This is a genomic window from Tolumonas lignilytica (assembly GCF_000527035.1).
Taxonomy (GTDB): Bacteria; Pseudomonadota; Gammaproteobacteria; order Enterobacterales; family Aeromonadaceae; genus Tolumonas; species Tolumonas lignilytica.
In genome coordinates, this window is record NZ_AZUK01000001.1 from 1,504,105 (window position 1) to 1,520,000 (window position 15,896).

General features: G+C 44.5%; 13 protein-coding genes and 2 rRNA genes (1 of these 15 running past the window's edge). 3 read left to right on the top strand and 12 right to left on the bottom strand.

What is annotated here, in order from left to right; genetic code table 11:
- Position 1: 1 nt before the first annotated feature.
- From tagH to tssA, 10 genes are read right to left on the bottom strand one after another with little or no spacing between them, the layout of a single operon-like run.
- A complete protein-coding gene (gene tagH / locus H027_RS0107000; protein WP_024871773.1) occupies positions 2–1,285 on the bottom strand; it encodes a type VI secretion system-associated FHA domain protein TagH in 1,284 nt (427 codons plus the stop codon).
- Between the two features lie 3 nt (positions 1,286–1,288).
- On the bottom strand, positions 1,289–1,414 hold the full coding sequence (locus tag H027_RS19235) for a hypothetical protein (RefSeq protein ID WP_272912532.1): 126 nt from the start codon (positions 1,412–1,414) through the stop codon (positions 1,289–1,291).
- Positions 1,414–2,418, bottom strand: coding sequence for a sigma-54 interaction domain-containing protein (locus H027_RS0107010; protein WP_237657930.1), 1,005 nt, complete (start codon positions 2,416–2,418; stop codon positions 1,414–1,416). Before H027_RS0107010 ends, H027_RS19235 begins: the two co-directional genes overlap by 1 nt.
- Positions 2,419–2,432: 14 nt before the next feature.
- Positions 2,433–5,024 (bottom strand): type VI secretion system ATPase TssH, encoded by a 2,592-nt coding sequence (gene tssH / locus H027_RS0107015; RefSeq protein ID WP_024871775.1) that lies wholly within the window; start codon positions 5,022–5,024, stop codon positions 2,433–2,435.
- Complete coding sequence (gene tssG, locus H027_RS0107020) at positions 5,011–6,030, bottom strand: type VI secretion system baseplate subunit TssG (protein ID WP_024871776.1); 1,020 nt, start codon at positions 6,028–6,030, stop codon at positions 5,011–5,013. Before tssG ends, tssH begins: the two co-directional genes overlap by 14 nt.
- Positions 5,994–7,751, bottom strand: coding sequence for a type VI secretion system baseplate subunit TssF (gene tssF, locus H027_RS0107025; RefSeq protein ID WP_024871777.1), 1,758 nt, complete (start codon positions 7,749–7,751; stop codon positions 5,994–5,996). Before tssF ends, tssG begins: the two co-directional genes overlap by 37 nt.
- Positions 7,741–8,154 carry a type VI secretion system baseplate subunit TssE gene (gene tssE / locus H027_RS0107030; RefSeq protein ID WP_024871778.1) on the bottom strand — a complete coding sequence of 138 codons (414 nt, stop codon included), beginning with the start codon at positions 8,152–8,154 and terminating at the stop codon, positions 7,741–7,743. The genes tssF and tssE overlap by 11 nt, the downstream gene beginning before the upstream one ends.
- A gap of 2 nt (positions 8,155–8,156) precedes the next feature.
- Positions 8,157–9,632 carry a type VI secretion system contractile sheath large subunit gene (tssC, locus tag H027_RS0107035; RefSeq protein ID WP_024871779.1) on the bottom strand — a complete coding sequence of 492 codons (1,476 nt, stop codon included), beginning with the start codon at positions 9,630–9,632 and terminating at the stop codon, positions 8,157–8,159.
- A 19-nt stretch (positions 9,633–9,651) separates the two neighbouring features.
- Positions 9,652–10,146: a type VI secretion system contractile sheath small subunit gene (gene tssB, locus H027_RS0107040; protein WP_024871780.1), complete on the bottom strand. Its 495-nt coding sequence runs from the start codon at positions 10,144–10,146 to the stop codon at positions 9,652–9,654.
- Between the two features lie 12 nt (positions 10,147–10,158).
- Entirely contained in the window at positions 10,159–11,703 is a 1,545-nt protein-coding gene (gene tssA, locus H027_RS18660; RefSeq protein ID WP_081741419.1) for a type VI secretion system protein TssA, read from the bottom strand.
- Positions 11,704–11,959: 256 nt separating this feature from the next.
- Between tssA and ppnP the strand changes: the two genes are divergently transcribed.
- The 3 genes from ppnP to H027_RS0107060 all read left to right on the top strand — a co-directional run bounded on the left by ppnP (position 11,960) and on the right by H027_RS0107060 (position 13,401).
- A complete protein-coding gene (ppnP, locus tag H027_RS0107050) occupies positions 11,960–12,241 on the top strand; it encodes a pyrimidine/purine nucleoside phosphorylase (protein ID WP_024871782.1) in 282 nt (93 codons plus the stop codon).
- Between the two features lie 288 nt (positions 12,242–12,529).
- Entirely contained in the window at positions 12,530–12,991 is a 462-nt protein-coding gene (gene ybaK, locus H027_RS0107055) for a Cys-tRNA(Pro) deacylase (RefSeq protein ID WP_024871783.1), read from the top strand.
- A gap of 212 nt (positions 12,992–13,203) precedes the next feature.
- Complete coding sequence (locus H027_RS0107060; RefSeq protein ID WP_024871784.1) at positions 13,204–13,401, top strand: hypothetical protein; 198 nt, start codon at positions 13,204–13,206, stop codon at positions 13,399–13,401.
- Between the two features lie 77 nt (positions 13,402–13,478).
- On the opposite strand, the gene rrf is transcribed toward H027_RS0107060, so the two are convergent.
- Both rrf and H027_RS0107070 read right to left on the bottom strand, forming a co-directional pair.
- Positions 13,479–13,593: ribosomal RNA gene (rrf, locus tag H027_RS0107065) — 5S ribosomal RNA — on the bottom strand.
- Between the two features lie 75 nt (positions 13,594–13,668).
- A 23S ribosomal RNA gene (locus H027_RS0107070) occupies positions 13,669–15,896 on the bottom strand; it runs 659 nt beyond the window's last position.

A 15,896-nucleotide genomic window follows, 5' to 3' on the forward strand; every position in this document is an offset into this window, starting at 1 on the left:
ATTACACGTCTGACCAAGCCGCATTGATGTATTGTGTCTGTTCTTCATAAACCCGAGCATAATCCTGAATAAACTGACTTTGCCGCCATTCCTGATCGCTCGACAGTTGCTGATGATGTAACTGATACTGCTGCCAGTAATAAGCCGCTTTATTGCCCCAGCGACTTGCTTTGCCCGCGTTCTCAAAACGATAGGTCAGTCGAGTAGGTGACAGTTGATCAAAAACCGCATCGGACATGGTTCGGCTAGCGGCAAAACTCGCCACCTGATGAGCCTGAATATCTTTTAATGCCTGACGAACAGCCTGCGATCCCGAGAGATATCCCATTTGTCCGAGCAGCATACAATTCAGAGCTTGTGTATAATTACCCATTAATTTCAGTGGGTTATTGCTACTTTCTTGGACTATGGTACCGCCCAGTCTTAATTTATTTTTGATGTCAGCCCGGGTACGTAAAACCTGTTGTAATCCCTGAATCGTCTGTTTGATCATTAAACCTAAGTTTTGTAATGCCAGCTCACATTGCTCCGATGTCAATTGCTTGAAATCAAACTCAAGAGACTCTCCAAGGGCTTGCATCAGATGCATTTCCGCATTCGACCATTGCGCACTCATAGGTTCGGAAGCAACAGACAACGACACATTGTCTTTAGCGGGAATGGGGCGCAGCGGGATCGGATCGGTAATATCTAATTCAGCCAATTCAGCGGCTTCAATTGGCTTGTGTGACGTAGAGAACAACGTGGCAGAGGGTATTGGACAATCCAGATCGCTCGATGATTCATGCAAGAGGTATACATCGTCATTTCTCATCGCTGTTTCTGTTAAATCAAAATCATCTGATAACGTTTCAGCCTTATCTAACAGCAGTAATGGATCTTCCGCCAAAAATTCATCATCCGGAATGAGATGAGCAATATCTTCCGGAGCTCCCAGTGTTTGATGAGAAAAATGATCTGCCGCCACCAGTATCCGTGCTTTAAATATAAAATCGCCCATACGGAAACGATCACCGTGAGCAATGGGATACTCTGCATTTTTTTGCAAGCGGGCATTCCTGCCGACATCGAAAGTGCCATTGGTACTACGGTCTGTCAGATAATAAACGCCCTCCTCATAACTGATTTCGGCATGAACACCGGAGATATGCCGGCTATGATCCGATAACTGCCAGGTGGCAGTTTCTGAGCGGCCAATAGAACCTCCGGCCTGCTGAAATGTGACAGAACTTTTTGGGGAGGCCGATGGCTCTGCTGCATTGACTAAATCCAGAATCAACTGCATACCTTACTCCTGTTGATTCAGACTGGCAGACTGATTCGGTTCCGTATCACCCAGATAACGATAACCTTCTCGTTTAGTACAACCACTTACTAATAAACAGCTCAGACATAACAAGATGACAAAACGCATCAGCCCCTCCAGTCGCGAGAATTAATATTGTATTTACTCAGTTTGTAGAGCAACGTCCGCCGGGCTACGCCCAGTGCATCAGCCGTATTTTGTTGGTTGCCACGATATTTTTTCAGACTGTCGATCAGAAGCTGACGCTCAAATCGATCCACCAGCTCTTTCAAGACACCTCCGTGCGGTGAGGCCGAGCCAACCGAAAACGTGTTGGTCTCCGGGATATTAGGGAAGTGCGAACGTTCAATGATCTCCGTATCATCTGCCAACAAAATGGCTCGCTCGATCATACTTTTCAGTTCACGGACATTTCCTGGAAAATCATAGCTCTGCAGTGCTTTTTCAGCCGCTGCAGACAGATGAAGCCCTGTACGCCCCTCTCTGCGCGCACTTTCATCCAGAAATGAAACCGCGAGTTTTTGAATGTCATCACCACGATCACGTAACGCTGGCAATTCAATGGGAAAATGGGCTAACCGATAATAGAGATCACTGCGAAATTCGCCGAGCGCAACCATGGCCTCAAGATTACGATGCGTCGCAGCAATCACCCGGACATTAATCTTGTGATACTGGGTATCGCCGAGCGGACGGACCTCCTGTTCCTGTAATACTCGCAATAATTTTGCCTGCAGCGTCAGAGGAAGATCACCAATTTCATCCAGGAATAAAATGCCGTTATTGGCGGCATCAAACATCCCTTGATGATGACGATCGGCCCCTGTGAACGCGCCTTTTTTATAACCGAACAATTCACTTTCCAACAGGCCATCCGGCAAACTGGCACAGTTTTGTACGACAAACGGTTGTGTTCGCCGATGTCCGTATTCATGAATGGCCCGCGCTACCAACTCTTTACCAGTACCGGTTTCCCCGGTTAACAAGATATTGGCATCACTGTGCAATACCTTGGATATCAAACGATAAACTTGTTTCATTAATGGGCTGCTGCCAATTAACGCATATGGATTATCCGGCTCTGGCCGTGAAATGGCCTTATTCGTTGTCATAATCATTTTTCGATTTACCCAATGATGAGTTCAAAATTACCGCTATCATCCTGGGTAACATGGATATCGCGGATCGTTTCCTGTTGTGCCAGTGCCGTTAACACCCGGTCGGAAATAGCAGGTAAGAGATAATGATTCACCAGGAAATCGATGTTTCGCACACCCGTATCTGTGCGAATACAATTGTCAGCCAGAGAATGGATCACCGTATCGTCAACGGTAAGCGTAATGCCACGAGGTGCCATCCGTGTCGCCAATTTCTGCAGACGCAGCAAAACCAACTCCTGCATCACTTCATTTGTAATAGGCAGATACGGAACGATATTCATTCTGGCTAACAGTGCAGGTTTAAAATGGCGTGCCAAAAACGGACGGATCGCTTCTGTTATGGCATCACAGGATGCAGACGGATTCTCGGCAGACAGTTTGCTGATTTGTTCAGCTGCCAGATTAGAGGTCATAAAAATTAACGTATTGCGGAAGTTAATCGTCCGACCTTCGCCATCACAGGCCATACCTTTATCAAAAATCTGATAAAAGAGATTCAGAATATCCGGATCCGCTTTTTCAATTTCATCCAGCAAAATGACGGAATAAGGGCGTTGACGAACAGCCTCGGTTAATATGCCACCTTCACCATAACCGACATAACCCGGCGGTGAACCAATCAGGCGAGAGAGCGTATGTTTTTCCTGAAATTCAGACATATTGATCGTCGTCAGAAAACGCTCTCCGCCATACAGCAAATCAGCAACAGCCACCGCAGTCTCGGTCTTCCCGACACCACTGGGCCCAGCCAATAAGAAAACCCCCGTCGGTGCCTGCGGCTCCCCGAGCCCGGCTGCGGTGGCCTTTACTGCCCGTTCAATCAAGGCCACCGCATGCTCCTGCCCTCGGATCCGGGTTCGTAAGCGATCGGCAAATTCCATAATTTGAGCTGATGAGGCTTCAATTAAGTTTGCAACCGGAATAGAAGTCCAACTGGAGATCACTTCCGCAACAACCAGCGGAGTAACTTCATAGTGCATCAGCACGCCATGTAATCGTTGCTTTTCTGTGAGGAGTGCGAGAAGAGCTTCTGCGGATGTATCGCTCGCCATTGCGAGCCCTTCATCAGAACCATCAAGTGATGCAGGGTTATAACGTTGCCGCAGCATCATCAACTTGGAGATCAGAGACTGCTGTTCCTGCCAGTGAGAAAATAGTGCCGCATATTCCTGTTCTTGCTGTGGGATCTGTTGCTCCAACTCGGCTAACAGTTCTGTCGACACCACTAAGCCATGGTTTGAATCACGTAATAATGCAGCCTGTTGACGCCGTGTTTCAGCCAAAGAGGTGGCAATGCTCTGCAAACACATGGGGGGTGTATGTTGGCTGTTCTTGACTCTGGCACAGGCAGTATCCAGCAGATCGATGGCTTTATCCGGCAATTGACGCCCAGATAGATATCGTGCAGATAATTCGGCTGCCGCCACCACCGCATCATCCCGCAAATAGACACCATGCGCCGTTTCATAACGGGAAACTAACCCCCGCAGAATGGTTGTGGCTTGCTCAATGGTTGGCTCCAAGACATGAACAGGCTGGAATCGACGAGCCAATGCAGGGTCTTTTTCAAAATATTTTTTATACTCTGACCAGGTCGTAGCCGCCAATGTCCGTAATGAACCCCGCGCTAATGCCGGTTTCAGCAAATTGGCGGCGTCACTCCCTCCAGCCAATCCTCCAGCACCAATCAGGGTGTGCGCTTCATCGATAAATAAGACAATCGGTTTAATCGCCGTATTCACTTCATCAATGACAGCCTTAAGGCGACGTTCAAATTCACCTTTCACACTGGCACCGGCTTGAAGCAGACCAATATCCAGTTCTAATAATTCAATGTTCGCCAATGAAGGCGGCACCTGTCCGGCAATAATTTGCTGTGCCAACCCCTCTACGATCGCCGTCTTACCAACCCCAGCCTCCCCAACCAAAATAGGATTATTTTTCCGACGACGGGATAAAATATCTATCGCCTGGCGAACCTCTTCTTCTCGACACAAGACAGGGTCTAGTTTTTCATCTCTGGCCAGTTGTGTATAACTCTTTGTGAACTGTTGTAATGCAGTTTCGACACCAGCTGACTCGACACGAGACAATGCGTCAGTCTGCAATCCGTGAACCAAAGCCATTAATTGTTCACGAGGAATATCCGAGAAAAATTGACGGTAACAAGTCTGAGCGTATTTCTCCGGATGATCCAATATCGCCAGTAACAAGGCGATGCTGGAAATAGTACTGTCGTGCAGCTGTAATTTCCCGATTAAAAACGCTTCTTCTAACCAACTGACTAGCAAGGGTGAGAAGACCGGATTACGGCTTTCCGTTTTTTGCCGTTCCACCGACTGCAACAGCGCAGAGCGTAGGCGGTCAGCACTTAACGAAAATTGCAGCAATACCTTGTTTAATAAGCTGTCAGGGTGATCCAGCAACGCGAGGAGATAATCTTCAATTAATATTTCACTTCCCAATCGCGAGACACAGTAATTTGCAGCCTGTTCCAGTGCCTGTTTTTCCGTTATGGACAGAGCATTGATCAGCTCATCTAATTTAATAGTTATCATTGATATTACCCGTGATAGTTACCGTACCTTCATGAGAGTAAAGTCCGAACCATGTGGTCCATCCCAATCGGCACTTATTATTTTCAGATAGCACGAATGCCTGCGACGATTGCGCTGGCATCGACAAACTTAAGTCATACGCCAACGGCTCTCGTAAAATAAACTCCACCAACTGCCGCAACACGACATAGCCTTTACCGATGGGAAGGAAATAGTGGAACGTATCCCAATCCAATTCACAGATATGAATACGGAAAGAAGTCTGACGATCCGCAATGCGGTCACCCAAGAGCAGACTTTGACTCACTCGATGATTTGCGACACCTAAACAGTTACGTTGTGCAGCAGGGATCGTAATTTGCCGGATCACGCACTGTTCGATCATCAATGTCTTATGGTTGAAGTAATAACGCAGCACTGCTTCCAACAAGGCGGCTGACTGAACCTTAATACTTAGCAACCCCAGATACGGCAATAATCGAGACCATTCAATGAGACTGTTACTCCGTAACTCTGGATATCCCAATCCAATCAGTGCAAACATCCTCGCTGAAAACATATCGTCTGCAGCTGGTTTAAACTGCACGTAATAACGGTATTTCTTCCAAATGGGATAAATCAGCACCTGTAACCGATGATTGAAAAGATCCATGAAATCGCGAATTACGCGACCTTGTTCATCGTCATAAGCAATGGGTTCACAGTAATGCGCAGGTAAGGGTGAGCCCGTACCAAACAAATTGATGCTATTAATGACAAACTTAGCCCGAATAACACCATGTTCCAGATAAAAACTGACATCCTCAATATCCCCCTTCGGAAAGGCCAAAGACGTGTTGCCAGCAAACGAGATCAATTGATAAGCATGATCCTCATCAAGTTGATTCGTCTGCGCCAGCCATTTACAACATAAATCAATGGCTTGAAATAAGCTGTAACATCTGATGGAGCCGACAAAAGGGCCCATCATCAATTCAGAACTTGCTGCCCCATCCGCGGTGCCCATGTATAAATTGCCCCATCGCTACCAGTCACCTGCAGTTGATGAAAAGTATTCAAACCGGTAAAACAGCAGAAAAATTCATTCAACACTGCAGCAAATAAATACATATCGCCTTCACAAAGGAAATGAGACACATCCATTTCAATTTCCGTTCGCATCCCTCGGATAGGTAATCCCTGCCATATCCGATCGTCTGATACCTGCGTTATCTGATTAATTCCATCCAGCATTTTCCGCGTACGCCTCACCTGCACATCATCATAAAAACCGGGAATATCGTAGGTTTCTAATATCACGCGTAATGCTTGTACATTGGCTAATGACTGATAATTAAGAGACATGTTGGAAATAATTCGCCATAACGTATCGCCGGCGATGGGCGGCGGGTAGCTAACGGATAAGGGCGCAATATTATGAAAAGAGGCATATTGCGGCATGCCATCGCCGGCAACACATAGATCCCCTATCCTGATCTGCTCATGCAGAGCATGATCACAACAGGTCAAATCAACAGAAATGGTTTCTGTTATTTGATTGCTCACGCGAGTGTTATTAAAACTGAGCCAGGCTTCTGTATCATAATGGCCAATACCCGGTTTATACCGCACCCGGTAATAAGCATGTTCCTTTATGTCCACCTTCGAACGGAAACTTTCAAATTGGCAAAAGTTCCGCACTCCAAGTTCACCGGGTAACCAACCTGTTACCGCATCAATGGAAAGAATATGAGTCGTGAGGGATGCTGGCTCGGCAGTGATAACGCGATATTCCGTTTGTCGCTGATCATAACGAATAGGGATCGCATGGGTTTTAAAGACATTAACAACAGGTGAGCAATGTAAATGCACATGCTCCTTATGAGGCTGAAAATGCAACATCGGTAAGCGAGATAACTCAAATTGCAACTCAATAGAGTAAGCCTGTTTTCTCTGTTTACAATGCTGTAAGACCGATAAGCCCTCAATCTCAACAAATAAGAATTTTTGAGGAAATGCGAAATATTCCTGTAATAACAAATAACCATCAAAACAGTTCAATGGGTAATCCAATAACCGTTCTTCTTTCCCAAATCCAACCGGTCGGATATTTTCAGGAGCCAGTGTTACCTCTTCCAGCAACAATCCTTGTTCATCTTTCAATATTAAGGATATGCGTCGCGTTAGTTGCAACACCCCGAAATACAGCGAACAGGCAATGGCTCGCTCCCCTGAAAAATGCAAGCGCAGTGATGTCAATGCAATATCATCCATAGTGACAGCATCCATTGGTATAAACGCCATCTGAAGGACACCGGCATCGCCTTGCGGATAAAAGTTGACTGCGCTGATTTGCAATGCCGATAATTCGGTCTCATAGCAAGTCAGAAATTTCGCTGTGGTCGCCTGAGGTAGTCGAGAGGATAAACCCGCTCCTTTAGGGATCTTGGGTACCTGATTTACTTGATACGCAGGTTTAAATTCCAGCATGCTAAAGCTGGGCAAGGGACGTAAATAGTTCGGCCACAGCAGTTGCAGCAAGGAATGACTTAATTCCGGTAATTCATCATCCAGTTTTTGTCGTAGCCGCCCCGCAATAAAAGCGACTCCCTCAAACAATCGGTCAACATCGGGATCGCGACCATCCTGACTGAGAAACGGTGCCAAGGCTGGGTTTTTCCTAGAAAAATCCCGACCTAATTCTTTCAGGGCCAGTAATTCATTCTGGAAATATTGGTTAAACAACACGTTGTAACCTCAAGCTAGCATGACCTAACACATCCACACCAATAGTCAACGCAGACACTAAACCATCCACCTGCATCATCCCCGTGATACGAAAAGCTAGGGATAATGCCCCTGCCACCTCAGAATCATGTGTGACACGGACATTCGTCAGACGAGGCTCATAACTATTGATAACCCATTCCACATGGCGACAAATCCGGTTGATCGAGTCATATCGACTGGCATTCGCATCATTTAAATCAGGCAATCCATAGTCAGGCAGACAAAGGACGGTACCCTGCCGTGTCTGCAACAACTTGGCTATGTGATTCAGAATTGATTCGGCCAAACTCGCCTCGGTCAACCGCATATCACGACCAACCGCTTCACCACTCAGTCGCTCAAACAGACTGCCGTATTCCACCCTTATTCCTTATCGAGTTTTCCAACCAGAGAAAGAGTGAAATCAGCTCCCATAAACTTGAAATGTGGACGTACCGCGATTCCTACGCGATACCAACCGGGTTCCCCATCGACATCTTCCACGGTAATTTGAGCCGCGCGGAGTGGACGACGACTGCGCACTTCTGCCGGAGGATTCTCTTGATCGGCAACGTATTGCCTCAACCATTTATTTAATTCATTCTCAAGCTGTGTCCGTTCCTTCCACGAACCAATCTGTTCTCGTTGTAATACTTTGATGTAATGAGCTAAACGGCAAACAACAAACATATAGGGTAGCTGCGTACCAAGCTTATAATTCAATTCAGCTTTTTTCCCATCTTCACTGGTACCGAAAAATTTCGGTTTTTGTGCTGAATTCGCTGAGAAAAAAGCTGCATTATCCGATCCTTTCCGCATGGTCAGAGAAATAAAGCCTTGTTCTGCTAACTGATACTCTCGGCGATCAGAAACCAGAATCTCCGTCGGAATTTTTGTTTCAATTTCTCCCATACTTTCAAAATGATGCAGAGGGAGATCGGTAACGGCTCCACCCGAACGTGGCCCGACAATATTTGGACACCAGCGATATTTCGCAAAACTTTCTGTCAGGCGTGTAGCAAATGCATAGACTGAATTGCCCCACAGGTAATGTTCATGAGTGGTTGTGACATTTTCGTTATAAACAAAGGATTTAATCGGATTTTCATCAGGACTGTAGGGTTGTCGTAACAAAAAACGAGGCATAGTCAGACCAACGTAACGACTGTCTTCCGTTTCGCGGAAACTTTGCCATTTAGAGTACTGAGGCCCATCAAAATGATCATTTAAGTCTTTGATATTTGGCAATCCCTCAAAACTCTCTAAACCAAAATATTTAGGGCCAGCTGCTGCTATAAAAGGGGTATGAGCCATTGCAGCAACAGATGCCGAATATTGCAGTGTTTTCACATCTGGAGCTGATGGGCCGAATGCATAGTTAGCAATAATAGCACCTACAGGTTCCCCACCAAATTGCCCATACTCTGCCGTATAGACATGTTTATATAAACCGGAATGAGTAATATCTGCAGCATCCTCAAAATCATCCAATAAATCTTCTTTAGATACGTTAAGGACTTCCAGTTTAATGTTTTGGTCAAAATCTGTCCGATCAACTACTAATTTCAGGCCCCGCCACGCCGATTCCATTTGTTGAAAGCGAGCATCATGTAAAATCTCATCCACTTGGCGTCCTAACTTTTCATCAATAGCCGCAATCATTTTATCGACTAATGCTTTTTTGACTGGTTCAGTAGCGGATTTATTTTTTAATAACTCTTCTATAAATGCACTGACACCACGCCTAGCGATGTCATAGGCTTCATCCTGTGGTGTTAATTTTGTTTCGGCAATAATGCGATCCAATATATTAATGTGGGTCGACATCACAACTGCTTGTTCATGTTCTTTTAATTTCATATCCCGTGCCTAATTATGGTTATTTATCAGCCATACCCAATTCAGCTAATACTTTATTTCGGGCTTCTTGATTGGTTAGTACGTCTTCAATTGCTTTTCTGAATGATGGCACATTACCCAGCGGCCCTTTCAATGCTACTAATGCATCGCGTAATTCCATCAGAGCCTTCATTTCAGGTACCTGTTGTACCAAGCTGGCAGGATCAAAATCTTTCAATGTTTTGAATTGTAAATTGATAGCCATTTGCTCCTGCGTATCATCTACAGACAAACGATTAGGAACTTGTAGATCCAAAGTAAGCCCGTGCTTTTCTAATACTTCATTAAAATTATTTTTATTAATATTGTTCGCTTTGCGATCCTCAAGCTTACGTTCATCACTTGCTAAGGTATAATCACCAACCATCATCAGTTTTAATGGCAATTCAAGCTCTTCCAAACCATCTCCAGAAGAGGGTTTGAATGTGACATTAATTCGCTCCTTCGGTGCAACGGAGCCTTCTTTTCCCGTCATTTTTACTCCAAATTAAAAAGCGATGGATATATCCATACGATAAAGTTTATTTTTAATTTCGCTAATTTTGTCTTTCTGATTTTTAAAGTTTCCCTTCTCCAGACTATGCAACCAGAGCAATAAAACATCCTTAGCCAAAGCAGGCTCCCATTGATAAATGTGAAATTGATTAACCAATAAATCAATTTCCTCCAGAATATGCAAAGCAAGATCATGACGCAGATATTGTTGGCACAATTTAACCAACATTAATAACCACATAACTTTTTCACGCATAGAACCTACTGAATTAGCCATAAGCTGAAGATCTAAAATTTCCTGTTTTAGGCAGGAACGATCTTTTACAATATTGTTCTGCGCCACTTCATAGGCGGTTATCCATGGCATTTCGTTCAATGAGGAATGCGTAGAAAAAATATCAGGGCGATTTGATGTTAAATCGTGATCTGACTCCAACCATATTTTGGTGGGTTCAGAAGCAAATGGGGTTCCATCGTCAAAATAAAGCTCAACTATTGATGTAAATTTACTCAGGAAAGAATATAAATACTGACGTAGATGCTCTGCCATCTGATTAAATCCTAATCCTTCCAATGCCTGAGCACACCAATAGTGACCATCAAGCCAAAACGGCGCTTTTGACAAACTAATTTCTAATTCAGGAATCAACGTTGAAAACTCACCAGCTATTAAACGTTGTTGATATTCTTGTAATTTATTCATTGGCAGTGGTTTTAATCTGGTACGTTTCTGCTCATCCGCAATAGGTGCAGAGACAATTTGCAACCATGCACAACCACGTGTAAGCAGATAGGCCCTTGGATCTGCCAAATCTTTGTTCAAAAGCCATGGAATAAGAAGACGCGATTGTTCCTGTAAACCACGGGCAATACGAATACTGCTATTTTCTTCTGTAACTGTGGAAGTAATGGTAGTTTCAGAAATACTATCTGCCGATGCCAAGCCTGTTTGATGCTTACTTATAACTGGTATAATTACTTCGGATTCTTTTCGATATAATATATTTTTTAATTCGTGCAATTTAGGTTGTAGAAAAGGAGCATCACTTCCAAATTTTAAATTTAGCAACTCGCAGCATGACTCAATAGAATTTATTACCGTTAGTAATCTTTCTTTTGATAACTTTTCCGCAAAGTTATTTGTATTAACTTCAATTCGGTCAAATAACCAACTCAAAACAGCCAATCTAGATGTTAATTTTATGGGAAAGCAAACATCAAAATATTTATTTATAAAACCACTTAGCAAGTCAAAAACAAAAACAACCCTTTCTTCATTTCCTGTTTTTAAAATTGCCAATGAAAACCAACAAATAACACGCAAATCTTTACTATGATTAATCAATATATCATACCCAATCTTCTTAATTAACTCCCAATCTGTTTTATGTTCTCGATGGCAACTGGTCAACTTGGAGATTTCATTTTCTATAATTTCAAAATCAGCTTGATATCTAACATCATCACCTTGACACAAGTGATGCCCTACTATTGGTGCCATAATAGAATCAATTATAGTACTATCACTGATATTCATTTAAAATTACGCATGCGTGCTTAACTGTGCAAAAAATTGTAAGTAATAATTAATATTTACTCAATATAATGCATAAATAAAATCAATAATCTGTCAGATATACCAGATAAGAAATATAAAAATAATATCTATATGAAATTTATACTGTAATTAATTTCAGCTTTATTTTTTAATTACTGTCATTACTCAACTAGCTATACGAAGAACCAGTCTATGTGTTATGCTTTCTATTATTAATGACAAGGAAGCGTGAACTATGTTGCAAGTTAATGAATATTTTTCCGGTAAGGTAAAATCTATCGGATTTGATAATGCAGAACAGAAAGCCACTGTTGGTGTTATGGCGCCAGGAGAGTACGAATTTGGTACCGGTGCACCGGAATTAATGGTTATTATCCGAGGAGCATTAACGGTACTACTTCCTGGTGAACAAAATTGGCAAACCTTCGCTGCAGGTCAAGAATTTAATGTTCCAGGTAACAGCAAATTCCAGCTGAAAGTGACCGTTGATACGGCTTATCTATGCGAGTTTAAATAAGCCAACACCACACTGAATTCATTATCAGCAGACCGCTGAACAACTTTTTCAGTTAATAAGCCGGCGTCAATATTAAAAATGACCCGGTTTTTTAAGCCATAAGCATACTGGCCAAACTTAATCTATTGATTTTTATTGAGATAGATTCACATCTTTCTTCCTAGTTTTCTAATGCAAACTTACTTTTCATAACATGAAATCATAGTGCAATGTTATTATGGAGAGCATAATCCTCATTGCGTTATAAAATTACACTTCTCTCAAGATCTGATCTAGGAAAAAATCGCGATGACACCAGCAATACGTCTGCTAAAAAAAATGGGAACTACATTCAGAATTCATACGTATCAATGCGATGTCCACGATGATTTTGGAAAGCATTGTGCACATCAGCTAGGTGTAGAAGAACATAAAGTTTTCAAGACACTTTTGCTCCAGCATGAGAAACATACCGTAACCGCAATTGTTCCTGTAAATACACGCCTCAATCTGAAATTATCAGCCAAAGCGATACATTTTAAACAACTAACCATGATGCTACCAACGGACGCAGAACGCGTAACAGGTTATAAATTGGGCGGAATAAGTCCATTTGCGCAAAAAAAAACATCCACAACCCTTTTGGATGAAAGTGCATTATCTCTTTCATCTATTTTTGTCAGTGGTGGTAAACGAGGCTTATCTATCGAGATTGCCCCCCAAGAGCTCATTAAGCTATTGAACGCAACAGTAGCTCCAATAGGAGACTGAGCATCGATTGATGCTTTTTTGTTAAAAATGATCTTCGTAAATATTTTATTTTGATTATCACAAAAACAGCGTCTAAGCTGAAAAGAGCGGGCAAGAAAAAACCATCTTCAAATTAACTTTGTCAGCCACTCCATAAAGCATGCTGGTTTACAATAGCTGCTATGGACTCCTTCTTTTACTACTTCCAAATACTGCACAGGAGCCAATGCAATATGGAACAACATCTAACAGAAATTAAAAATGCTCATTTATTCATGGAATATCTGATGTGTATTGGCGTGAAATCACCTCGCTCACGACGGGATGACTGGGAACTTGTTGATAAAGAAAGGGTTTTGGCTAGAATAAAAAAAGATAAGAACGGTGATACAAAATTTTTTATATGTGCAGCATTACTGGGTCGCAGATGATTTTGCACCAAAACAAAAAAACCCCGCATTAGCGGGGTTCTTGTTTTTACTCATCTTGACTTTCGTCTAATTTAGAAGCCTGGCAGTGTCCTACTCTCACATGGCGAATGCCACACTACCATCGGCGCTACAACGTTTCACTTCTGTGTTCGGAATGGGTACAGGTGGTTCCATCGCGCTATCGCCGCCAGGCATATTCGGTTCATTGGAAAGCTATCATTCAATCAGTCAAACAAGCATTGGGGTTTGAAACCACTTGGGTGTTGTATGGTTAAGCCTCTCGGGTCATTAGTATGAGTTAGCTCAACGTATCACTACGCTTACACACCTCACCTATCAACGTCGTCGTCTCCAACGGCCCTTCAGAGGACTTAAAGTCCTAGGGATGACTCATCTCGTGGCAAGTTTCCCGCTTAGATGCTTTCAGCGGTTATCTTTTCCGAACTTAGCTACCGGGCAGTGCCATTGGCATGACAACCCGAACACCAGCGGTTCGTTCACTCCGGTCCTCTCGTACTAGGAGCAACCCCACTCAATCATCCAACGCCCACGGCAGATAGGGACCGAACTGTCTCACGACGTTCTGAACCCAGCTCGCGTACCACTTTAAATGGCGAACAGCCATACCCTTGGGACCAACTTCAGCCCCAGGATGTGATGAGCCGACATCGAGGTGCCAAACACCGCCGTCGATATGAACTCTTGGGCGGTATCAGCCTGTTATCCCCGGAGTACCTTTTATCCGTTGAGCGATGGCCCTTCCATTCAGAACCACCGGATCACTAAGACCTGCTTTCGCACCTGCTCGACCTGTCCGTCTCGCAGTTAAGCGGGCTTATGCCTTTGCACTAACCTCACGATGTCCGACCGTGATTAGCCCACCTTCGTGCTCCTCCGTTACTCTTTGGGAGGAGACCGCCCCAGTCAAACTACCCACCAGACACTGTCCCTGGCCCGGATAACGGGCTAAGGTTAGAACATCAAACATACCAGGGTGGTATTTCAAGGACGGCTCCATGACAACTAGCGTCATCACTTCAAAGCCTCCCACCTATCCTACACAGGTAGGTTCAATGTTCAGTGTCAAGCTGTAGTAAAGGTTCACGGGGTCTTTCCGTCTAGCCGCGGGTACACCGCATCTTCACGGCGAATTCGATTTCACTGAGTCTCGGGTGGAGACAGCGTGGCCATGGTTACACCATTCGTGCAGGTCGGAACTTACCCGACAAGGAATTTCGCTACCTTAGGACCGTTATAGTTACGGCCGCCGTTTACCGGGGCTTCGATCAAGAGCTTCGCTTGCGCTAACCCCATCAATTAACCTTCCGGCACCGGGCAGGTGTCACACCCTATACGTCCACTTTCGTGTTTGCAGAGTGCTGTGTTTTTGTTAAACAGTCCCAGCCACCTGGTCACTGCGGCTGACATTCGCTCCAAGAGTAAATCTCTTCACCAACATCAGCGTACCTTCTCCCGAAGTTACGGTACTATTTTGCCTAGTTCCTTCACCCGAGTTCTCTCAAGCGCCTTGGTATTCTCTACCTGACCACCAGTGTTGGTTTCGGGTACGGTTCTTTGTAACCTGAAGCTTAGAGGCTTTTCCTGGAAGCGTGGCATCAGTAACTTCATGACCGTAGTCACTTCGTCTCGGCTCTCGGAATATAGTACAGCGGATTTGCCTACCGTACTTCCCTACCACCTTTCACCAGCTCTACCAACCGCTGGCCTACTTAGCCTTCTCCGTCCCCTCATCGCAGTTACAAAAAGTGCAGGAATATTAACCCGCTTCCCATCGACTACGCCTTTCAGCCTCGCCTTAGGGGCCGACTCACCCTGCCCCGATTAACGTTGGACAGGAACCCTTGGTCTTCCGGCGAGGGAGTCTTTCACTCCCTTTAACGTTACTCACGTCAGCATTCGCACTTCTGATACCTCCAGCATGCGTTACCACACACCTTCACAGGCTTACAGAACGCTCCCCTACCACTTGCCTTACGGCAAATCCGCAGCTTCGGTGACTAGTTTAGCCCCGTTACATCTTCCGCGCAGGCCGACTCGACTAGTGAGCTATTACGCTTTCTTTAAATGATGGCTGCTTCTAAGCCAACATCCTAGCTGTCTAAGCCTTCCCACATCGTTTCCCACTTAACTAGTACTTTGGGACCTTAGCTGGCGGTCTGGGTTGTTTCCCTCTTCACGACGGACGTTAGCACCCGCCGTGTGTCTCCCGGATAGTACTTACTGGTATTCGGAGTTTGCATCGAGTTGGTAAGTCGGGATGACCCCCTAGTCGAAACAGTGCTCTACCCCCAGTAGTATTCGTCCGAGGCGCTACCTAAATAGCTTTCGGGGAGAACCAGATATCTCCGAGTTTGATTGGCCTTTCACCCCTAGCCACAGGTCATCCCCTAATTTTGCAACATTAGTGGGTTCGGTCCTCCAGTACCTGTTACGGCACCTTCAACCTGCCCATGGCTAGATCACCCGGTTTCGGG